The sequence below is a fragment of the Hirschia sp. genome (assembly GCF_058892565.1).
The window spans coordinates 1-18,628 of the sequence record NZ_JBZXVU010000011.1 but is presented as its reverse complement, the minus strand read 5'-3'; the positions used below and the strand labels follow the sequence as shown (position 1 = coordinate 18,628).

Here is an 18,628-nt window from a genome sequence, read left to right as displayed (position 1 = left end):
GCTTTATGAAAAAGAAATAAGGCGTTACGCCTGATTTTCTAGACTGTTCATTCAGTTGTCAGAAAAACAATAAAAAACCCGCTTCAGATTTTGAAGCGGGTTTTTTTGTGTTTCAGTTTATATCTAAAATTATTTTACATTGCGCCAGATCGCGAGCGGATCAAAAGCACCGCTTTCAGCTATGTCTTGCAGACGCTGTAATTGATTGCCGACAGGGTTTTCGGTTGGTGTTTCTTCGACGGCAAATAATGTTTCATCTAGTCGCCATACACGCTCATAAAGAGCTCGTGAGCGGACAACAAGATCTTGGAGCATTTCAGGTAAATGCTCTACTGCTGTGAGTTGACGTAATTCTCCCGGCGCGGACAAACGAAATTTGTCTTCACCTGCTTCATCAGATGTCATATCGCCTTCACGGACGGCGCGTTGCACAACAAGCCAGCTTGCCGATTGCATTAGGCGCGTTGTGACTTCCATGCTTTCAGCAGCGTACACAAGGGCTTTTTCACGATCCAATTGACGGCTTTGCTGGCGGCCTGGTCCATCAAGGTATGCGGCAGCTTCTTCAACAAGTGCCATGCCCTCTTTGAAAAGACGGTCAAACACTTCAGATGAAGCGAATTCGGTTACGCGATTTTTCCAGCCGTCTCCGACTAATGAAACAGATTTCATTTAGACACCCAATAATTTTGGACCTTGGATTATTTTGTAGCGCATACTTGTTGATTGTACACTGCCTAAGGTCAGGACCATAATTCTATATAGCATGAAGAGTCTTATTTAAGTCTCTACATGATGTTTTAATATGCAGGAGAGAGTCCAGTTTATAACGATTTGAGGCGGCTTTATTGGCCAAATATGGCATCGGCGGCGTTTTTAACGGACTTTTTTTTGATAATTTCTGCTTCGCAGCGAGCAATTTCTTCTTTTAGCGTTTCAATTTGGGATGCCAGTTCTTCTAGAGACATATCCTCGAGTGCGCGTGGTGGTTTAATGCGTGGTTCTTCTTCAAACATGATATTACCTCAACTCTCTAGAGAAATAGGCATTTAGAATATCCTCTTTGGGCTCTATCGTGAAGCTTGGTGCGACGCTAATCTGCTTTGCAAAGTACAAAAGAGGGATATGTTATGGTTCAGGACAGCACAGCCAATCAAATGATGAAGGCCATCATTGTTAGGGACGATAAATCCTTGTCATGGGAAGAAGTGGTCAAACCTTCTCCTAAAGCTAAAGAAGTGCTCATAAAAGTTGTGGCGGCTGGGTTAAATCGCGCCGATATCCTTCAAAGACGTGGCATGTATCCACCTCCTGAAGGGGCACCGGATATTATGGGGCTGGAAGTCTCGGGTTATGTTGGAGCTGTTGGTGAGGGTGTTGATGATTGGCAATTAGGCCAAGAAGTATGTGCACTATTGCCTGCTGGTGGATATGCTGAATATGCCATTGCACACCATGGAAGTGTTATGCCTGTTCCTGAAGGCGTGTCTTTACAAGAAGCCGCGTTACTCCCCGAGGCAGTTCTGACTGTGTGGGCGAATGTCTATGATATAGCAGTTTTACACCCTGGTGAGACCTTGTTCATTCAAGGAGGTGCATCGGGGATTGGCACGACAGCTATTCAAATGGCCAAAGCTATGGGGGCGAATGTCTATGTGACGGCAGGCAGCGATGAAAAATGTAAAGCCTGTATTGAGTTGGGAGCTGATGGGGCATTTAACTACAAAACAACTGATTTTGAAGAAGAGCTAAAGGCTGTTGGCGGCGCTGATGTTGTTTTAGACATGGTAGGCGGTGATTACTTGCCTAAACATATCAATGCATTGAATTTTGGAGGAAGGTTGGTTCACATAGCTGTTCAAGGCGGCCTCAAAGGAGAGGTGAATATCCTTAAAGTCATGATGAAGCAGTTAAATATTACTGGTTCAACTTTAAGAGGGCGCAATGAAGTAGCGAAGATGCATTTAGCTAATATGGCCGTTGAAGAAGTTTGGCCGTGGGTGGCGAGCGGGCAGGTGAGGCCGATTGTTGATTCAAGATTTGCCATGCAGGAGGCTGAAAAAGCACATGACCGCATGACGAGTGGTGAGCATATCGGGAAAATCATGTTGACGCTGTAAAAGCAGATTGTCGAAAATGTTCTGCTTTGGGAATTCACAAATCCGCTAAATATGCGTATACTGATTGCAACTAACGTTTTGTCTCACACTAGGTGAGATCAAATCGCCCGGCCCAAGTGCCGGGCGAAATTGTTTTTGGAGGCGACTAATGGCCAATATTCTTATGCCTAAAGCGACAGCGGTTTGGCTTGTTGACAACACTGCACTGACATTTGAGCAGATCGCTGACTTCTGTGAACTGCATCGTCTGGAAGTAAAAGGTATTGCAGATGGTGAAGTAGCTGAGCACATGCGCGGTGTGGACCCTGTGTCTCGTGGGGAGCTAACGCGTGATGAGATTTCTCGCGGTGAAGCAGATGAAAAATACGAATTGAAACCAGCATCGTCCAAGTTTGATAAGGTTGTTGCTCCACCAAAGCGCAAGGGCGCACGTTATACGCCGGTTTCTCGCCGTAGTGACCGTCCAGACGCGATCACATGGTTTATTCGTCACCACCCAGAAATTTCAGATGCTCAGATTTCTAAAATTATCGGTACGACAAAAAATACGATTGAAGCTATTCGGACGAAATCACACTGGAATTCTGAAAACCTAAAACCTGTTGATCCTGTGACGCTTGGTCTATGTTCTCAACTCGAACTTGATGCGTTGGTTGCTAAAGCTTCAGCCAAACGTCAGAAAATGGAAGAAAACCGTGAAATTGGCTCCGTTGGAGCAGGTATTGATATGCTGAGAACAAATGAAGAGGGTGGATTAGAAACATCTGATCCGTTCGCTGATTTTGGTGCAGAAGCGAAACGCAAGTCTGACCAGAATGAACCAAATGCAGATGATGTGTTTGCGAATTTTGGAAAATCTTCTGAGGAAGACAAAGACTAAAATAATATAATGATTTCAATGTAAAAAGGGCGAATAGATTTCCATATCTGTTCGCCTTTCTTGTTGGCGCAGCCTGCTTAGTCTGCGGTGCGGTCTAAGTCATAAATGCCATTTAGCATGGAGCGGCCACCGTCTAGAATAATAGACTGACCTGTCATGTTCGCGCCGCCTTCTCCGGCTAGGAAAAGTGCGGCAGCTGAGATTTCTTCTGCATAAGAATGGCGTCCAAGCGGAGTGCGTTTTTTAAGCCAAGGTTCTTCATTCTCTGCACGCGGCCTAACGGCGATGATGGCGTTTGTGCGGATGCGCAGAGCCGCCAGATCAATCGTGGTTGCTTTGGCGGCTGCCAGTGCCATTGATTGTGCGACGTGTTGAGAATAGGTGCCGGGATCTCCATAGAGTGCGCCTAAACCGAAAACTTGAATGAAGCTAGGATTGGCTGTTTTTGCTTCTGTTGGCTCCATGTCTTCCATTTGCCGAACCATCTGATCGCTAAAAAGCCGGATCGCTGCAGAAATAGAACGCGCTGGCGCTATTATTTTCTCTTCAAATTCATCTAGTTTTGTATCTGAGAAGCGTTTGGCGGCAGGCAATTTGGGGATGTGACATACCGCATCTACGCGCCCAAATGTGCTCATTGCTCCTGATAGGATATTGTTTAATCCCATATTTGTTGAGATGCATGAAGGCGCTAGTGTGTCTACTTTGTCTTTTAGATCATCTTTGATCGCCGCTAGAGCTTTGGCATCTGTATCGGCTAGAAATACATTCCAACCATCTTTTGTAAAAGCATTCGCACAATGCTCACCAATGCGTTTGGCTCCACCGATTATAACAAGTGTTTTGGGGGAGGCGACCATTCGGGAAAACTCCGTCATTTATTGAGTTCAAACAAATAAAGGGATTGGACATAAAATCCAACCCTAAAATTTGAACGATGCGGCCTGTAACATTCTGATGTTATTCAGGTTTCGAAATTGAATGTTGAAGAATGGCTATTTTTTGTCTTCATCAGTTTGAGATGCCGAAGTATCTTCTGCTTCTGCTTCTGCTTCTGCTTCTGCTTCTGCTTCTGCTTCTGCTTCTGCTTCTGCTTCTGCTTCTGCTTCTGCTGTTTCTGTCACTTCAACAATTTCAGCTTCGGGAGAAATGGGCTCAACTTCACCGTCAACTTCATCAGTTTCGTCAGCTGAATTTACTTCTTCCCATTCTTCATCTTCTGGCCCCCAGAGAGATTCGTTCAGAAGAGTAATGCGCTCGTTTAGGCTGTGTTGTGCAGCTAAGCCTTCGCTTAGAAGACGTACGATCATCCATATAGCTAATGGTATCGCGAGTGCAGCAGCAGCAACGAGAAGTGCTGTAAACGGGCGCCACTTAAACAAGTGTCCTATCGCGTGGAGCATACCCATTGCGGATAATGCTGCGAGGCACACTGTCAGGAGTGTGTTGGCCGATTTTAACATCCCTGGGGACAGCAATTGCTCAGGGTCGATTGGTCCACGCATATTTACAGCCTTTCATGTCATCTGTTTGGAGTTTGTATAGTCGCTTAAGATGAAGAGAGAGCAAATACGAAGCCAATAATTAGATAATAAAAACCTATTTCTCCAATTGGGCGATTACTGTCCGAGGGATTGTGAGGGGGAGACGAGAATTTACGCAGATTTTAGCGAAATAATCTCGTCTTTAATTCGCAATTTTTTCTGCTTTAGATCAAGCATTTCCTGATCAGTTGTTGAGGGGTGTTTTCGTTTGTCTTCGAGTACCGTTTCGAGACGTTTATGACGTTCACTCAGTTCACGGATACGTGCGTCTGTGCTCATTCAAACCTCCTACTTTATGGTCCGATAAGTTAAGCATAGAGTTTTTAATGAGTCATCACCTTTGAGTTTAAAAAGATTTCACTTGTTGTTTCATTATCTACACGCACTCATAATTCAATCGTGATTGAAACATGGGTCGTACTTGGTATGCTTCTCATGATAAAATGCTCCAAAATTTTATTATATTTAGCGTTCGGCCGAATGCTAAATCGGCGAAGTTTTCAGGATTTTTCAATGACAAAAACCTTCACGCTGGATGGAAATAAAATAACAGATATTGCCTCTTTTTATGATGAGGTGAATCATGTCTTTATGAGTGAAGAAGATTGGGACATAGGGCAAAGTCTGGATGCGCTAAATGATCTATTCTATGGGAGTTTTGGTGCTATTAAGGGGCGTGAAAAGATCAAGCTTATCTGGACAAATGTAGAGCAAAGCAAGCAGCGATTGGGGATGGAGACAACAAGAAATTTATACCAAGAAAAATTAAAGCAACCTGAGCTGTTTAATATCACGTTGATCAAGAAAAATTTAGCAGATTTGGAGGCTGGAGAAGGAGGACTTACTTATTTTGATATTGTTCTGGAGATAGTTGCCAATCATACCAATATTGAGCTGGTATTTGATTGAAAATTTTCAGTATAAGTTGCATATTTGCTTTTTGTATTTAGGCTTTTAAACGCTTTGCGATCATCAAGATCTTGTGATTTTATGAGTACGGGAGAGTTTGAACTATGGATTATGCAGACGGAAAAGATACGAAAAATTCTGCTATTTCAGTAGCGGAGCGGATGACCAAAATTGAATCTGAAATTGAGCTGATTGATACGCGCATAGAGGCTCTTATTGTACAAGGTGGAGCTGATTTAGAGGTGGCTTCTTTAAAGAGAAAAAAGCAAATTCTGAAGGAAGAATATATCAGATTAAAAGGAGATACTCTTCCAGATATTATCGCCTAATTGGCGAATTTTTCTTTTAGGCTGATTTGTTTTCTAGCCTGCTTCAGAGGTCGCTTTTGCCTTTCGGCGTAGTTTTGCGGCATACATTGCTTCATCAGATCTTGCGATTTGGATTTCAGCTGTTTCATCATGTTCCAATGTTGTGACGCCGAATGACGCATCAATACTAAGAAGTTTACCCTCATGTTGGATCGAGATGTTTCTAATTTCGTCAGCCAATTGCGCGGCTTTTTCACGTGCAGAGCTAGGTTTTACGCTCGTGAGCACTGCAATAAATTCGTCTCCGCCTAGGCGACCTAACAGGTCGGATTCACGCGTTTGCTGGATGAGTACTTCCGCAACAGCGAGTAGAATTTTATCTCCAGCGGCATGTCCATGCGTGTCATTAATTGATTTAAAGCCATCTAAATCGAAGTAAATGACGCTGGCATCCAAACCATAGCGTCTTGCAAAGGCTATCAATCTTGAAAGTTCGCGGACGAATGCACGACGGTTGAAAAGAGGGACCAAGGCATCATGATCTGCCATGCTTTCCGCGTTTTCGAGTGATTTTAGAAGTGACTTGTTTTTAGTTCGAAGCTCACTAATTTCGCCGGTCATTGCGGCAATAGCTGCGCGTACTGTTGGCGTCAGTTCAGCCTCGGAAATTCCAAAAAGCTCAGATGCTTTTTCAACTCCGATATCGCCATTTTCAACGATATATCGTGTTTTTCCGTCTGCATTACGGTTTGCAGAGAAGATTGAGAGAAATTTCATTACCATTCCACAAGTCTTGCCATGGTTAATGAATACCCTTTGTCAGTTAGCGTGTGGTTAACAACATAATTTAAAAATTAACTTTTTGCTAACACTCTCTCCAATTAGGTGAAAAAGAAACAAACTATGCAAGGGGGTGTTTGCAATTATGTTTAATAAACACTTCAATCAGTTTACATCACTTGTCGTAGAGCGATCTATGCCTATACTGCCGCGCTTCCAAGATTCCATGTATATGCGATGCGCGTTGGTTTCTTTCTAAACAGTTCGTCTTGTGGGAGGCCTTTTCATGACCGCTGATAAAGCATTGTCAAATTCTGATCAGCCTTTGGTTGGTGTGGTTATGGGAAGTCGTTCCGATTGGCCGACTATGAAGCTTGCATCCGACTATTTGACGCGCATGGGTGTGCCGCATGAAACTAAGATAGTTTCAGCGCACCGTACGCCAGAGCGCTTGATTGAATACGCAAAAACAGCGCAAGATCGTGGTTTGAAAGTTATTATTGCGGGGGCGGGTGGCGCTGCGCATTTGCCAGGTATGCTCGCATCGATGACGATTGTTCCAGTGTTGGGAGTTCCTGTCCAGTCACGTGCATTATCAGGTGTTGATAGTTTGTATTCCATTGTGCAAATGCCAAAAGGTATTCCGGTCGGTACATTGGCGATAGGTGATGCGGGGGCGGCAAATGCAGGCTTGTTAGCAGCAAGTATAATTGCTGGGCATGATGCTGAAGTCGCCGCGAAACTCACTGCTTTTAGAGAAGCGCAAACTGAAGCTGTTGTTGAGACAGTCGAAGATTAAAATACTAGCCATAGAGTAGGTTTGGTTCGTGAACAAAATAGCACCTGGCGGCGTTGTTGGAATTTTAGGCGGTGGCCAATTAGGGCGCATGTTGTCCATGGCGGCTGCACGTATGGGGCTGGATGTCATTATTTTTGCTCCAGAATCAGATAGTTGCGCATCTCGTGTCAGTGCTGATGTGATTGTTGCTGAATATGATGATGAAGCAAGTTTGGTGCAATTTGCTAAACGTTGTGATGTCATTACGTTTGAGTTTGAGAATATTCCAGCATCTACTTTGGACATTATAGAGAAGGCGGGAACACAGGTTTTTCCAAAGTCCAATGCGCTTGGATGTTCGCAGGATCGGTTGAAAGAAAAGGAATTTTTGACTTCGATTGGAATTCCACCAGCACCATTTTCCCGTGTCGAAGGCCCTGAAGATATTCTACCGGCCTTGAAAAAGCTGGGAGGCAAAGGTGTGTTGAAGGGGCGTAGCGAAGGTTATGATGGTAAAGGGCAGGCACGTGTGGATGAAAGCTCTGACCCAGAAGCAGCGTGGGATAAGATTGGCAAAGTGCCGGCTGTTTTAGAGGCTTTTATCGCATTTGAGCGTGAAATTTCTGTGCTTGTGGCACGAGGGCAAGATGGTCAGATTGCTATTTTTGATACGCCTGAAAATGATCATGCTGGTGGTATTTTAAAATCCTCAACTTTGCCTGCAAATATATCAGACGCGACCCGGAAGGCAGCAAAAGAATTGGGTCAAAAACTCGCAGAACAACTTGAATATGTTGGAATAATTGCACTTGAACTGTTTGTGATGCCGGATGGAAGTTTGCTTGCAAATGAGTTTGCGCCGCGTGTTCACAATACGGGCCATTGGACAGAAGAAGCATGTTTGATTGGGCAGTTTGAGCAACACATGCGCGCAGTCTGTGGTTGGCCTTTGGCGTCACCTGAGCGCTTCGTTGATATACGCATGGATAACTTGCTTGGTGATCGTGATATTGCTAGCTGGGAAACATTAGCCCAAAATGGCTCTGCACCCCGTATTTATGCCAAACGCGGTGGCGGTGAGGGGCGTAAACTTGGGCACAGCAATAAAATTTTAAGCTAGTTTTTATCCGTCAAACTTGGCCGCTAAATTCTTATACATATAAGTTGTGGCGTCGAAACGGTTTTCAATTGGATGTCTAGAGAAACCGGGTAAAATGCCTGCAATTTCAAATCCAAGAGATAGATATAATGGTTCAGCTTTGCTGCCTTTGACTGTATCTAGAGTAATCAGTGGGCGTTTAAGTTCTCGTGCTTTATCCTCAATTTGCGCCATGAGTTTGCGGGCAATTCCCCGACGACGAAAATCTGGGTGAACAATCAGTTTAGAGACTTCGCACCTGTGGTTTTGATTGGGCGGCATAGAATAATCTAGTTGCACACTGCCGGCCAGATTATCCCCTTCGAATGCGGCCCATAAAGTGCGTTCTTGTTTCTCAATGGATGGTTGGATTTTGTTTTTCCAATAGTTTTTTGCATCATCGAAACTGAATGGCACAATGAAATTGACACTCGCTCCATCATGAACATTGGCGTGTAAAATTGCGCAAAGTTTATCGATATTCTGATCAATATCTGTCGAAGTTAGTTCGACAATTTGAGGGGTTTTCATAGGAAAGTCTCTATATAATGACGAGAATGTATTGAGCTGTTGCGTCGCTATTGGCTTTAAAATGTGAGCTGCCTGTGAGTTGGTAGCGAAGGCAGTCACCCGTTTTTAGTGAATATTTGGCATTGTCCACTGTGACCTGTAATTGGCCCGCTTGCATAATGAGATGATGTTCAAGACCCCGACGAGGAGGTTTATCATATGAGATGCTTGCACCTGCAATGAGCTCACATTCGATGACTTCGCCAGATAAGTTGGTTGAGGGCGGTGAGACTGATTTTCGCTTGAAGCTGTAATCGGCATCATACCATATTTTTTGTTCGCCGCGAGGGATGAGGGCGCTGAACTGGGTTTCAACCATTGCCATTAGGCGCGACATGGTCAGGCCATAGGCGGGGCATAATTTTCCTAAAACATGGGCTGTGGGGCTAACTTCTCCTTTTTCGAGGCGGAAAAGTGTTCCTCTGCTGATTCCAGAGATTTCGGCGAGGTGATCAAGGGACCAATTTTGCTCAGCGCGTAGTTCTTTCAGCCTTTGGGCGAGGTCTGCATCCGTAAAACTCGGCGAATTATCAGGTATTATTGCTGCATTTCTCATATGTGGAATAATGTTCCATATCTGGGAAATGTCAATCTGATGTTTTTATCCTATTTGCCCAATGGTCCAGTTTTAGGGAGGTGGTTGAGCAATTCCAAAGGGTTGGGAAATTTATCAGTCACTTGTTTGACCTTGGCTTTGGCTTTTTCAAATTGCATTACATTTTCAATGCGATCATCTAAATAGTCCCATGCATTGTTATTTTCGTCTTCTTCCAGCGCAAGCCAGTTTGAAAGCGTTGTGGCAATGACACCGGATAAAACCATTCTCTTTGAATACCAATTTGCATCGGTGGATTTATCATTGAGTGCTGCCCAAATGGTATCGGCGGCATTCCAAACTAATTTAGGGCCTAAACTTGCACGCCAAGGCGCAGCAATTGCGTGAGATGCACGACGGGCAGATTCTTTGTTATCCTTCAAAAATTCGATGCGGGTGCGAACACCAAGTGCAATGCGCTCTCTTATTTTAAGTTTGGAGAGGTCTGTTGATTTGAGAATATTTGCAGTGTGAAGATCTGCCCGGTCTGCCCATGCCTTTAAAAGGGTTGTAATGCCTTCTGGGGCAGCAAGAATTATCTCACCTTGACTAAGTTGGAGCTTCTTAGCGGCGCTTTTAAGTGTCTCATCATTCCATCCATCAAAAGCGGCATCTTCAATTACAGCATTGAGTAATGCTTCCAGATTCCGCTTAGAAGGCGGGATTTGATCAGATTCATTGGATTTTTTGGCATTCATGGTGTAGACTCAGGTCAAGTAAAGGTAGGCAGGCACGATTCTTTGTGCTAGATCCGCCGCTTCGGGCTGTAGAAGTCCAATCAGTTTAGCAAAGTTTGATGCATTTGACGCCCCCTAAAAGGCGCGACACATGTGTTTATTGGTTTTTAAATCGGGAGATTGAACAATCGTTCAGATCGTAGTCCGCGACAACAATGTCGATCAGGCATTGAAAGCGCTAAAAAAGAAAATGCAACGCGAAGGCCTTTTTCGTGAGATGAAGCGCCGCAACCACTTTGAAAAGCCTTCTGAGAAGAAAGCACGTGAAAAAGCTGAAGCCGTTCGTCGCGCTCGTAAGCTTGCACGTAAACGCGCGCAGCGCGAAGGTCTTCTTAAAGCTAGATAAGGTGTTGCTAAGCACTTCCATTTGAGTGTGGTGCTTGTAACTCATTATATTGCATTTGATCATACCCGATTGATCATTCAAACTGCATATAGCCGCTCGGTTCGCCGTAGCGGCTTTTGCTGTTTTCTAGGGGTAAGTCATGTATATTGATAAAAATGCTGCTTTTGTCGTGCTGGATGTTCAAAAAGCAATAGATTTGCCGTCATGGGGCGTTCGCAATAATCCTGATGCAGAAGCGAAAATGAGCCATTTGCTTCGTGCATGGAGGCAAACATCTCGTCCAGTTTTCCATGTTCGTCATGATTCAAATGAAGTTGGGTCTGGATACCGCCCTGATAGCCCGACACATGATTTTAAAGAAGATGTTTTGCCCTTAGCTGGCGAAACCATTATCGGCAAAAGTACACATAGTGCGTTTGTAGGCACTGGTTTTGATGTGATGCTAAGCGAGCGTGGCATAGAGCAAGTGTTTCTGTGCGGCGTAAAAACCAATAATTCAATTGAAACAAGTGTGCGCCATGGCGCGAACCTTGGCTTGAACATTTTACTTATCGAAGATGCCTGTTTTACGCATAATCAAACTGATTGGAATGGCGTGGAGAGGGATGCTGATGAGGTGCACGCGATGTCGCTTGCAAATCTAGCGGGTGAATATTGCCAGATTGTGAGCGCTCAATTGGTGTTGGACAGTCTTTTATAGCTTTGATTTACCTATGGTTTTCTTTTTAAAGAAGCTAGCAATCTCTTTCACACCGAATCCATTAACTGCACCGGCGCGATAAACGCGAATAGAGCACCATAAGGCAATGGAAGTGGATACTAGCATTAATGCGAGATGACCTAGGACTTCTATAAGAGGTGGCTCTAATGGGGCGCGTAATATCATCAAAAATGGCGTGAGGGGCGGCACCCAGCTCATAATGAAGACAAAGCCTGAAGCAGGATTTTGCAAAGCCATAATGATGATGAATAAGGGCGTCGTCAGCAACAGAATAAGTGGTGTTGCAAGCGCTTGAGCCTCTTGGATAGTGTCGCACATTGCGCCGAGGGCAAGAAAGACTGCGCCATACAGAAGGTAGCCGGCTAGAAAGCCTGCTAAAGCGGGCAATATGAGTGCTGGGTCTAGTGCAGCTTGCGCAAATTCCCACGCGGCTGGGCTGATGGCTTGATCTGCGTATAGGGCTGCCCATGTCGCCATTAACATCCACGCACATAGAAGAGTGGCGGATAACATAAGCACGCCTAATAATTTGCCCGAGAGTAAGTCTGTGACGCTGACGCTTGTAAGTAGGCTATCGAAAATTTTGTTCGAGCGTTCTTCTATCGTGCCGGTCAGTAGAAAATTCACCACCGAAAATATCAAAAGCCATAACGCAATTGCTATGCTGGTTGCGGCGACAAAGGGCGCGCGATCGGTGAGTGTGACTTCGCTGCTTTGGTTCTCATTGGGTTCAAGTGAGCCCGGTTTGCGTACGAATAGAGAGGGGATATCTGCGTCTGCATTTCTTATTTCAGTGGGCGTGACGCCAACGCTTTTAAACAATTCTAGTCTAGCAAGGTATTTGAGTGCGCCTGTAACGGCTTGTTTTAATTCTGAATTTACAATATCTGGTGAGATGTAATCAACACTGGCAATATTGCCGATTTGATCTCTATTGACGATGATGGCGGCAAACAATGTGTGTCTTCCAACAGGGCCGTTAAATGTCTGACCTGATGTCAGAATTTTTTCTACCTCTTCAACTGATTTATTGGGTAGTTTGATAGGATGAAAATTAATCGGGGAGGCTTTTAAATGCAGGGGCGCGTCGGCCTTGTCTAATGCTTCTTGGGGAGAAGAGCCTTCCGCATAAGCTTTTTCAAAGACGTTGATTATTCTACGTTTTTCCGCTGGAGATGTCGTGGATAGGGATTGGCGGAGCATCATTTTAGTATCGCTGCTTTGCCAGCTTTCAAACTGCCAATCCAATGCTTCTTGCAGGCTATCTTGGGTGTCGACCACGGCATAATAGCGTGCGGGTTGGGCTTTCATAATCATGCCGGGCACAAGCACACCCACTGCCAGACCAAGTGGTGTCAGAATAAGGCCAAGCCAGAAACCTAATGCGGAAACGTAGCCAAGATATTCGCGTCTTGCGACAAGCCAGATTGAGCGGATCATTATTGGTTTCCCTCAGTCTCGGCAGGGCTTTCATCTTCACCAACAAGGGAGACGAAAACGTCGCGTAATTTGGCACGGTGCGGTGTGAATGAGGTGATAGGTGCACCTGCATTGATCGCTGCGCGTAACACGTCTTGAGCGCGTTCACCGTGTGAAAGGTCTATGCGCCAGTGTTTTCCGGTCTCATCTTCCTTATCATATGAAGAAGTGAAGCCTGATTTTTCCAACGCAGCATGAAGGTCAAAATTACCTTCTGTGCTGATATCGGCTGTTTCAGGGATTAGGCTCATGGCTTCATCTATGGTGCCGTCAAAACGTTTTTGGCCTTTGCCGATAATGACTAAGCGGTCGCAAAGACGCTCTGCGTGTTCCATGACGTGAGTTGAGAAAATAATCGTTGCACCGCGTGCATGCTCTTCACGGATGAGTAATTCAAGGTCTTGTTGATTGACGGGATCAAGCCCTGAAAAGGGTTCATCAAGAATAATCAAGTCGGGTTTGTGCACAAGTGTGGATAGGATTTGGACTTTTTGGGCCATACCTTTGGAAAGGTCGGATATTTTTGTCTTTAGATGATCGCCAAGGCCAAAACGTTGTAGCATTTCGTCTGCACGGGAAAGGGAGGTTTTGCGATCTAGCCCTTTTAAGCGTCCATAATAGGAGATGATCGCACGTGTTGTCATTTTCCGGTATAGGCCGCGTTCTTCAGGTAAAAAACCAACGCGTCTAAGGTTTTTCAGATTGGGTTTTTCACCAAAAAGCAATGCCTCTCCGCTATCTGGAGAGAGAACGCCAAGAGCGATACGCAGGCTTGTGGACTTGCCGGCTCCATTTGGGCCAAGAAACCCCAATATTTGCCCTTTGGGAGCACTGAAGGACATATCTTTTACCGCAGCTTTTCCCTTGAAAAACTTGCTTGTTGCGCGAAGTTCAAGTGGTGACTGGGCGTTTATATTTGGGGCGTTCATAAAAAATCCAGAATTACTTAACGCGTGTGATTGGACTTCACACGCGCCAAGATCACCTAACACATAAAATCATTCAAGGCTGAACGCTTTGATAAAAATTTTAATTAGCCGACGTTTAGATCTTCTTCCTCATCATCGCGTACGCGCAGATCATATTCGCGCACTTTGCGATACAAGGTTGAGCGACCAATCCCAAGGCGTCTAGCCACTTGTGACATGTGCCCTGAATATAGATCAATTGCGTATTGGATGAGGTCGCGTTCAACACTTTCTAGGGGGCGTAATTCACCATTGTCATCGACAATGGAGACAGGACCGCCAAGTGGGCTGTTGAGCTGTGTCGCTGTTGTGGCTGCATCCGATATGCTTGCACCATTATTTGGTGTTTTTAATATCTCATAATTTGGTGTAAGGCCAGAAATATGAGGGAAATCAACAGGCTGTAATTCGTCGCCTTCTGACAATATCATTGCGCGGAAGATTGAGTTTTCCAGCTGGCGTACGTTTCCAGGCCAGTCATGCGCTGCAATCATGCCCATTGTTTCCAAGGACGCACCTGTAATTGACATGCCTTCTTGTGCGTTGAAGCGGCGAATAAAGTGATCAACCAATGCCGGCAGGTCTTCTTTGCGATCGCGCAGAGACGGCATTTCGATTGGGAATACATTTAAGCGGTAATACAGATCTTCACGGAAGCGGCCTTCTGAGACAGCTTGAGCGAGATCTCTATTGGTCGCTGAGATAATCCGAACGTCCACTTTGGTTGGTTTGCGTGAACCAACGGCGTCGACTTCACCTTCTTGCAATACACGAAGGAGTTTTACTTGCATATCGAGAGGAAGTTCACCCACTTCATCTAGAAAGAGTGTGCCGCCATCAGCTTCGGCGAATTTACCGAGTTTTTTCTCATGTGCACCCGTGAATGCTCCTTTTTCGTGACCAAAAAGGATAGATTCAACAAGGTTTTCTGGGATGGCTCCACAGTTCACGGTGATAAATGGTTTGCCTGCGCGTTCAGATGCACTTTGGATGCATTGAGACGCAACTTCTTTACCAACACCGCTTTCCCCAGTGATGAGGATAGGGATGTTTGATTTGGCAGCACGTTGTCCCAAACGAACGACTTGGCGCATAAGTGGTGCACCTGCGATCATGTCGTCAAAGCCTAAAGTGCCTTCAGACTTCTTGGAGAGACGTTTGACTTCACCGCGAAGGTCCGAGACCTTTAAAGCATTGCGAAGCGAAACGACAATACGTTCTGGAGAAGCGGGTTTGACGAAGAAATCGACCGCTCCTGCGCGCATAGCTTGAACAACTGTATCAATACCGCCAGATGCTGTGAGCACGATAACGGGTAGGTCTGGGCGACGCTCTAAAAGACGCTCAAGTGTTTCCATACCGGAAAGACCGGGCATAATCAGATCAAGCAAAACAACAGAAATACCATTTTTAGCATCTGATGCTTCTTCTAGTGCAAGGTCTCCACTTTCGACCAGACGCGCACGAAATCCTTGGCGTTCAACAGCCGCTTGCATTAATCGGCGTTGGGTAGGATCATCATCAACAATAAGAACAGTTTTCGCCATTATCTTAACCATCATTTAAGCGGCCGAAACAACGCGACCTCGTTTTCATGGTTCAACTTGGCACGAACTTATGAAATCGTGCTTAAATACTATGATGCAATTTTAAAGGACTGCACTAAAATGGCGCCAGATTGGCTCAAAATGAACCGAGATAAGCTGGGAGGATGGGGAAATAGCCTTTACCATAGCCCAGCTGACAAGAAATTGCTCAAAGACAAAAAACGTTTGCAAGCAATGGTCAAGGTTATGGTGAGCGATCGTTTGGCCGATAAACCTCATTTTTATAGTGAGATGGAACAAGCTAACGCGTTGATGCGAAAGATCCGGCTCTTCTTGCATATGTATTTGTCGTTAACGACAGATTTGCGAAGTGATATGGAAGTTGAAGCGTTATCTATACTTAACGATTTAAATACAGAACGTACGCAATTGCAGGCATTATCCATATGGTCTGTCTCAAATTCCACAGACGCCCCCGCCAAATGGAAGTCGTCTCAACGGAGGCAAGGCGTGTCCGTTATGCCTTGGCGTGCGGCTGTGAGTTATTCCGAGCAGGCACAATTTGCTTTTGATCATCATTGGGTATCTCAATATCGTTATGATAAATCCATTCACGATATGGCGCGCCGTTATGGTGGGCTTGCACAATTAGGGGCAGGTTTGCGCAATCGCGACAGGGACATTCGCATTGCTGCGGCAGACCAAATGGGCGAATGGCTAAAAGAGGTTGGCTCGAAGGGGGAAGACTTATTTCGCGCACACGCTCGTCTTGCTAAAAAGAAGAGATTTAATTTTGCTGCAATAGATGCATCTGAAAAAACGCTAGAAATAGCGCGTCGCGTCGCGCTGGAGCGGGCACCTCAGCTTACAGAAAAATACCTTAAATCAAAAGCGAGTGGCGAATTGATCTTCTGGCATGATCGCTATGCGGGTATTGATGACAGTCGGGAAACCAAAGCGTGGCGTGATACAAAACAAGATGTATTACGAAATTTATCAAGTTTGGGCGAAGAGGTGAATAAAGCCGCGCGCAGATTGGTGGAGTCCAATAATTTGATTCAGCCGCGTGGAAGAGGCGGCGGTTTTACAACACCTGTTCTATATGGCCGGAAAGGAAAGGTCGAGGCTGGCCCTTTTGTGTATGCGCCTTTTGATGGGTCTGCGGAAAGTGAACGTACTTTAGCGCATGAGCTTGGCCATGCTGTGCATGCTTATTTATCTGCTCCCTTAGGGGCGATGCAGAGTGACGCGGGGTGGGCTGTAGCAGAAACCATTGCACTTCTATTTGAGCATGTGAATCTGAGTGATGATAATAATGGTATATCTGACCAAGATTTTGCGATGTTGGTTCATCAGCCCGCAATTGCGATGTTTGAGCGTGAATTGGGGATTGCAACACAGGATATGTCGGCCGATGCGGTTTGGATTCATGCATTGAGAGCCCATTACGGTCCTGATATTTCTTTGAAAGGCTATGCGCCATTTTGGAGGCGGCATTCTTCCAGTTTATCTGCGCCGGGATACCCAATGGCATATTTGCTAGGCTGGGCATTGGCTGGATATGCTGCCAAGAGAATTGAGAGCGCTTCTGATAAAATGCAGCGGCCGATGCTGCGTATTTTAAAAGCAGGTGGAAATATCGGTTATGATGAGGCGGCGTCGCTTTTGGGTATTCGCAATATAAGTGAATTGATACACGGTGCTTTTGATCGCGCTTTGGATAGATTGGGCTCACAGTCTGCGTACGCCTTACCAAGCATTGAAACTGATCCTGATTTTAACATGGAAAAATTAGAGAGTCGGGGGCGCTGAATGTATGCTCAACTAGGTTCAGTTGATCTAGAAATTGTCAGTCTTTTAGGCGGAGACGCACTTATATAGCTAAATTTCCATTTCACATTTGTCTCTGATGAAAAAGAATTTGACGCTGAAGCTTAGAATAAAGTGCAGCTCGTTGATGTGCTTTCTTGTAGCTATAGAAAAAGCGATATCATGCCGTTTTCCGAACAAGTGGAACATATAATACAGAAAGTCACTGAATTGCCTTTGGGAGTGGGGCTAAGTTTGGCGATGCTAATAGCCTTTGTCGGGTTGTTTGCTTTTCGGTGGGTATTGATTTTTATTCTGTCACGTTTGTTGCCTGCACCGGAGGGGCGTCGCCGCAACTTAATTCTAACTGCTATAAAGGGCCCACTAACGATCGCACTCTTTGCCTTGCTCGTTGTTCTTTTGGGCGCGTTATTGTCTGAATATGAAGTCGGAAGCGATCGCATTCATGGATTGACGTCAGTCGTTGCGAATGTGTTTCTCATACTCGCGGTGATTTTGTTTGCGGATAAAATTTCTCAAACAACGATTGAAAGATATTCGAAAAGCTCTTCCTTGCTCAATAATAGCCGTGACCTTGTCAAAGGCGTTTCTCGTATCTTTGTATTGGTTATCGGTGTTCTTATTGGGCTTAGCACTTTGGGAATTTCGATCACGCCTATAGTTGCATCCATGGGGATTGGATCACTTGCTATTGCGCTGGCGCTTCAGCCCACTTTGGAAAGTTTCTTCTCTGGCTTTCAGCTTGTGGCAGATAAAATCGTTCGGGTTGGTGATTACATCGAATTAGAGACAGGTGAGCAGGGGTTTGTGGAGAAGGTTGGATGGCGGTCGACTTGGATAAAAATGTTGCCCAACAATTTCATTATTATTCCCAATTCCAAATTATCCAATTCCAAGCTGATCAACTATTACTATCCATCGCCTGAGTTATCGGTGCCGGTGGAAGTTGGTGTGCATTATGATTCCGATTTGGACCATGTCGAGCGAGTGACTTTAGAAGTGGCACGCCATGTTTTGAAAACACATAAATGGGGTGTTTCTGACTATGAGACATTTGTGGTGTTTCACACCTTTGATAGCTCTAGCATCAATTTTACGGTTATGTTGCGAGCCAAAGAGTATTTCAATCGCTTCTTTGTGAAATCTGAATTCATCAAACTTCTTCATAAACGATACGCAAAAGAGGGAATTACAATCCCATATCCAATTCGCGCGATTAATACGATGCAGGAACATCCCTCTGAAAGGCAAGATTGATTTTGCCAACGTGCGACCTTTGGGACAGCTTATATATAGATACAGCGCTGGACCTTTTGCGTTGTTGAGGATATTTCAAGAATTCGTGTTCTAAGTGTCTATCGACTAGGCTTGGAGTACA

At 45.1% G+C, this 18,628-nt stretch carries 22 protein-coding genes; 10 read left to right on the top strand and 12 right to left on the bottom strand.

Annotated elements, in window-relative coordinates:
* Positions 1–129 precede the first annotated feature (129 nt).
* A complete protein-coding gene (gene rcdA, locus AC5EF3_RS04785; RefSeq protein WP_015828788.1) occupies positions 130–672 on the bottom strand; it encodes a protease adaptor protein RcdA in 543 nt (180 codons plus the stop codon).
* A gap of 173 nt (positions 673–845) precedes the next feature.
* A complete protein-coding gene (locus AC5EF3_RS04780; protein ID WP_015828787.1) occupies positions 846–1,016 on the bottom strand; it encodes a DUF1192 domain-containing protein in 171 nt (56 codons plus the stop codon).
* A 114-nt stretch (positions 1,017–1,130) separates the two neighbouring features.
* Here AC5EF3_RS04780 and AC5EF3_RS04775 point away from each other — a divergent pair, with 114 nt between their 5' ends.
* Both AC5EF3_RS04775 and AC5EF3_RS04770 read left to right on the top strand, forming a co-directional pair.
* The gene (locus tag AC5EF3_RS04775; RefSeq protein WP_493547218.1) at positions 1,131–2,120 is read left to right on the top strand and encodes an NAD(P)H-quinone oxidoreductase; all 990 of its coding nucleotides are present in this window, start codon (positions 1,131–1,133) and stop codon (positions 2,118–2,120) included.
* Between the two features lie 148 nt (positions 2,121–2,268).
* The gene (locus tag AC5EF3_RS04770) at positions 2,269–3,000 is read left to right on the top strand and encodes a DUF1013 domain-containing protein (protein ID WP_015828785.1); all 732 of its coding nucleotides are present in this window, start codon (positions 2,269–2,271) and stop codon (positions 2,998–3,000) included.
* Between the two features lie 77 nt (positions 3,001–3,077).
* On the opposite strand, the gene AC5EF3_RS04765 is transcribed toward AC5EF3_RS04770, so the two are convergent.
* The 3 genes from AC5EF3_RS04765 to AC5EF3_RS04755 form a co-directional block, all read right to left on the bottom strand.
* Positions 3,078–3,878 carry an SDR family NAD(P)-dependent oxidoreductase gene (locus AC5EF3_RS04765; protein WP_233356700.1) on the bottom strand — a complete coding sequence of 267 codons (801 nt, stop codon included), beginning with the start codon at positions 3,876–3,878 and terminating at the stop codon, positions 3,078–3,080.
* Between the two features lie 117 nt (positions 3,879–3,995).
* Positions 3,996–4,505 (bottom strand): hypothetical protein, encoded by a 510-nt coding sequence (locus AC5EF3_RS04760; RefSeq protein ID WP_493547217.1) that lies wholly within the window; start codon positions 4,503–4,505, stop codon positions 3,996–3,998.
* Positions 4,506–4,655: 150 nt separating this feature from the next.
* Complete coding sequence (locus tag AC5EF3_RS04755) at positions 4,656–4,823, bottom strand: YdcH family protein (protein WP_015828782.1); 168 nt, start codon at positions 4,821–4,823, stop codon at positions 4,656–4,658.
* 234 nt (positions 4,824–5,057) lie between these two features.
* Here AC5EF3_RS04755 and AC5EF3_RS04750 point away from each other — a divergent pair, with 234 nt between their 5' ends.
* Together AC5EF3_RS04750 and AC5EF3_RS04745 are read left to right on the top strand one after the other, a co-directional pair.
* Positions 5,058–5,453 (top strand): barstar family protein, encoded by a 396-nt coding sequence (locus AC5EF3_RS04750; protein WP_493547216.1) that lies wholly within the window; start codon positions 5,058–5,060, stop codon positions 5,451–5,453.
* A gap of 104 nt (positions 5,454–5,557) precedes the next feature.
* On the top strand, positions 5,558–5,782 hold the full coding sequence (locus AC5EF3_RS04745; protein WP_493547215.1) for a hypothetical protein: 225 nt from the start codon (positions 5,558–5,560) through the stop codon (positions 5,780–5,782).
* Positions 5,783–5,815: 33 nt separating this feature from the next.
* On the opposite strand, the gene AC5EF3_RS04740 is transcribed toward AC5EF3_RS04745, so the two are convergent.
* Positions 5,816–6,538 (bottom strand): GGDEF domain-containing protein, encoded by a 723-nt coding sequence (locus tag AC5EF3_RS04740; RefSeq protein WP_015828779.1) that lies wholly within the window; start codon positions 6,536–6,538, stop codon positions 5,816–5,818.
* Between the two features lie 289 nt (positions 6,539–6,827).
* Between AC5EF3_RS04740 and purE the strand changes: the two genes are divergently transcribed.
* Positions 6,828–7,340: a 5-(carboxyamino)imidazole ribonucleotide mutase gene (gene purE / locus AC5EF3_RS04735; protein ID WP_015828778.1), complete on the top strand. Its 513-nt coding sequence runs from the start codon at positions 6,828–6,830 to the stop codon at positions 7,338–7,340.
* Positions 7,341–7,368: 28 nt separating this feature from the next.
* The gene (locus AC5EF3_RS04730; protein WP_015828777.1) at positions 7,369–8,439 is read left to right on the top strand and encodes a 5-(carboxyamino)imidazole ribonucleotide synthase; all 1,071 of its coding nucleotides are present in this window, start codon (positions 7,369–7,371) and stop codon (positions 8,437–8,439) included.
* A gap of 3 nt (positions 8,440–8,442) precedes the next feature.
* Here AC5EF3_RS04730 and AC5EF3_RS04725 read toward each other — a convergent pair whose 3' ends face one another.
* Genes AC5EF3_RS04725 through AC5EF3_RS04715 form a run of 3 tightly spaced genes read right to left on the bottom strand, consistent with a single transcriptional unit; the run spans position 8,443 to position 10,320 of the window.
* Entirely contained in the window at positions 8,443–8,988 is a 546-nt protein-coding gene (locus AC5EF3_RS04725) for a GNAT family N-acetyltransferase (RefSeq protein ID WP_493547214.1), read from the bottom strand.
* A 10-nt stretch (positions 8,989–8,998) separates the two neighbouring features.
* Positions 8,999–9,583 carry a helix-turn-helix domain-containing protein gene (locus tag AC5EF3_RS04720; RefSeq protein WP_493547213.1) on the bottom strand — a complete coding sequence of 195 codons (585 nt, stop codon included), beginning with the start codon at positions 9,581–9,583 and terminating at the stop codon, positions 8,999–9,001.
* Between the two features lie 50 nt (positions 9,584–9,633).
* Positions 9,634–10,320 carry a COQ9 family protein gene (locus tag AC5EF3_RS04715; protein WP_493547212.1) on the bottom strand — a complete coding sequence of 229 codons (687 nt, stop codon included), beginning with the start codon at positions 10,318–10,320 and terminating at the stop codon, positions 9,634–9,636.
* A 166-nt stretch (positions 10,321–10,486) separates the two neighbouring features.
* On the opposite strand from AC5EF3_RS04715, the gene rpsU reads away from it, so the two are divergent.
* Positions 10,487–10,705, top strand: coding sequence for a 30S ribosomal protein S21 (gene rpsU / locus AC5EF3_RS04710; protein ID WP_026296786.1), 219 nt, complete (start codon positions 10,487–10,489; stop codon positions 10,703–10,705).
* Between the two features lie 139 nt (positions 10,706–10,844).
* Positions 10,845–11,405: a cysteine hydrolase family protein gene (locus tag AC5EF3_RS04705; RefSeq protein WP_493547211.1), complete on the top strand. Its 561-nt coding sequence runs from the start codon at positions 10,845–10,847 to the stop codon at positions 11,403–11,405.
* On the opposite strand, the gene AC5EF3_RS04700 is transcribed toward AC5EF3_RS04705, so the two are convergent.
* The 3 genes from AC5EF3_RS04700 to AC5EF3_RS04690 all read right to left on the bottom strand — a co-directional run bounded on the left by AC5EF3_RS04700 (position 11,400) and on the right by AC5EF3_RS04690 (position 15,420).
* Positions 11,400–12,866, bottom strand: a complete 1,467-nt coding sequence (locus AC5EF3_RS04700; RefSeq protein WP_493547210.1) for an ABC transporter permease — start codon at positions 12,864–12,866, stop codon at positions 11,400–11,402. The two genes, AC5EF3_RS04705 and AC5EF3_RS04700, sit on opposite strands and share 6 nt — an antisense overlap.
* Entirely contained in the window at positions 12,866–13,834 is a 969-nt protein-coding gene (locus AC5EF3_RS04695; protein WP_493547209.1) for an ABC transporter ATP-binding protein, read from the bottom strand. The genes AC5EF3_RS04700 and AC5EF3_RS04695 overlap by 1 nt, the downstream gene beginning before the upstream one ends.
* 104 nt (positions 13,835–13,938) lie before the next feature.
* Positions 13,939–15,420 carry a sigma-54-dependent transcriptional regulator gene (locus tag AC5EF3_RS04690; RefSeq protein WP_041302482.1) on the bottom strand — a complete coding sequence of 494 codons (1,482 nt, stop codon included), beginning with the start codon at positions 15,418–15,420 and terminating at the stop codon, positions 13,939–13,941.
* A gap of 120 nt (positions 15,421–15,540) precedes the next feature.
* Here AC5EF3_RS04690 and AC5EF3_RS04685 point away from each other — a divergent pair, with 120 nt between their 5' ends.
* Together AC5EF3_RS04685 and AC5EF3_RS04680 are read left to right on the top strand one after the other, a co-directional pair.
* A complete protein-coding gene (locus AC5EF3_RS04685) occupies positions 15,541–17,232 on the top strand; it encodes a peptidase M3A and M3B thimet/oligopeptidase F (RefSeq protein ID WP_493547208.1) in 1,692 nt (563 codons plus the stop codon).
* Positions 17,233–17,412: 180 nt separating this feature from the next.
* Positions 17,413–18,507, top strand: a complete 1,095-nt coding sequence (locus tag AC5EF3_RS04680) for a mechanosensitive ion channel family protein (RefSeq protein WP_015828768.1) — start codon at positions 17,413–17,415, stop codon at positions 18,505–18,507.
* Positions 18,508–18,628: the final 121 nt, after the last annotated feature.

Excerpts from the sequence above, each read along its gene's own strand:
- AC5EF3_RS04770 (WP_015828785.1), top strand. The coding sequence starts at position 2,269 with ATGGCCAATATTCTTATGCCTAAAGCGACAGCGGTTTGGCTTGTTGAC.
- AC5EF3_RS04750 (WP_493547216.1), top strand. The coding sequence starts at position 5,058 with ATGACAAAAACCTTCACGCTGGATGGAAATAAAATAACAGATATTGCC.
- AC5EF3_RS04700 (WP_493547210.1), bottom strand. The coding sequence starts at position 12,866 with ATGATCCGCTCAATCTGGCTTGTCGCAAGACGCGAATATCTTGGCTAC.
- rcdA (WP_015828788.1), bottom strand. The coding sequence starts at position 672 with ATGAAATCTGTTTCATTAGTCGGAGACGGCTGGAAAAATCGCGTAACC.
- AC5EF3_RS04705 (WP_493547211.1), top strand. The coding sequence starts at position 10,845 with ATGTATATTGATAAAAATGCTGCTTTTGTCGTGCTGGATGTTCAAAAA.
- AC5EF3_RS04715 (WP_493547212.1), bottom strand. The coding sequence starts at position 10,320 with ATGAATGCCAAAAAATCCAATGAATCTGATCAAATCCCGCCTTCTAAG.
- AC5EF3_RS04780 (WP_015828787.1), bottom strand. The coding sequence starts at position 1,016 with ATGTTTGAAGAAGAACCACGCATTAAACCACCACGCGCACTCGAGGAT.
- AC5EF3_RS04775 (WP_493547218.1), top strand. The coding sequence starts at position 1,131 with ATGGTTCAGGACAGCACAGCCAATCAAATGATGAAGGCCATCATTGTT.
- purE (WP_015828778.1), top strand. The coding sequence starts at position 6,828 with ATGACCGCTGATAAAGCATTGTCAAATTCTGATCAGCCTTTGGTTGGT.
- AC5EF3_RS04720 (WP_493547213.1), bottom strand. The coding sequence starts at position 9,583 with ATGAGAAATGCAGCAATAATACCTGATAATTCGCCGAGTTTTACGGAT.
- AC5EF3_RS04745 (WP_493547215.1), top strand. The coding sequence starts at position 5,558 with ATGGATTATGCAGACGGAAAAGATACGAAAAATTCTGCTATTTCAGTA.
- AC5EF3_RS04680 (WP_015828768.1), top strand. The coding sequence starts at position 17,413 with ATGCCGTTTTCCGAACAAGTGGAACATATAATACAGAAAGTCACTGAA.
- AC5EF3_RS04765 (WP_233356700.1), bottom strand. The coding sequence starts at position 3,878 with ATGACGGAGTTTTCCCGAATGGTCGCCTCCCCCAAAACACTTGTTATA.
- AC5EF3_RS04760 (WP_493547217.1), bottom strand. The coding sequence starts at position 4,505 with ATGCGTGGACCAATCGACCCTGAGCAATTGCTGTCCCCAGGGATGTTA.
- AC5EF3_RS04695 (WP_493547209.1), bottom strand. The coding sequence starts at position 13,834 with ATGAACGCCCCAAATATAAACGCCCAGTCACCACTTGAACTTCGCGCA.
- AC5EF3_RS04725 (WP_493547214.1), bottom strand. The coding sequence starts at position 8,988 with ATGAAAACCCCTCAAATTGTCGAACTAACTTCGACAGATATTGATCAG.
- AC5EF3_RS04685 (WP_493547208.1), top strand. The coding sequence starts at position 15,541 with ATGGCGCCAGATTGGCTCAAAATGAACCGAGATAAGCTGGGAGGATGG.
- AC5EF3_RS04740 (WP_015828779.1), bottom strand. The coding sequence starts at position 6,538 with ATGAAATTTCTCTCAATCTTCTCTGCAAACCGTAATGCAGACGGAAAA.
- AC5EF3_RS04690 (WP_041302482.1), bottom strand. The coding sequence starts at position 15,420 with ATGGCGAAAACTGTTCTTATTGTTGATGATGATCCTACCCAACGCCGA.
- AC5EF3_RS04755 (WP_015828782.1), bottom strand. The coding sequence starts at position 4,823 with ATGAGCACAGACGCACGTATCCGTGAACTGAGTGAACGTCATAAACGT.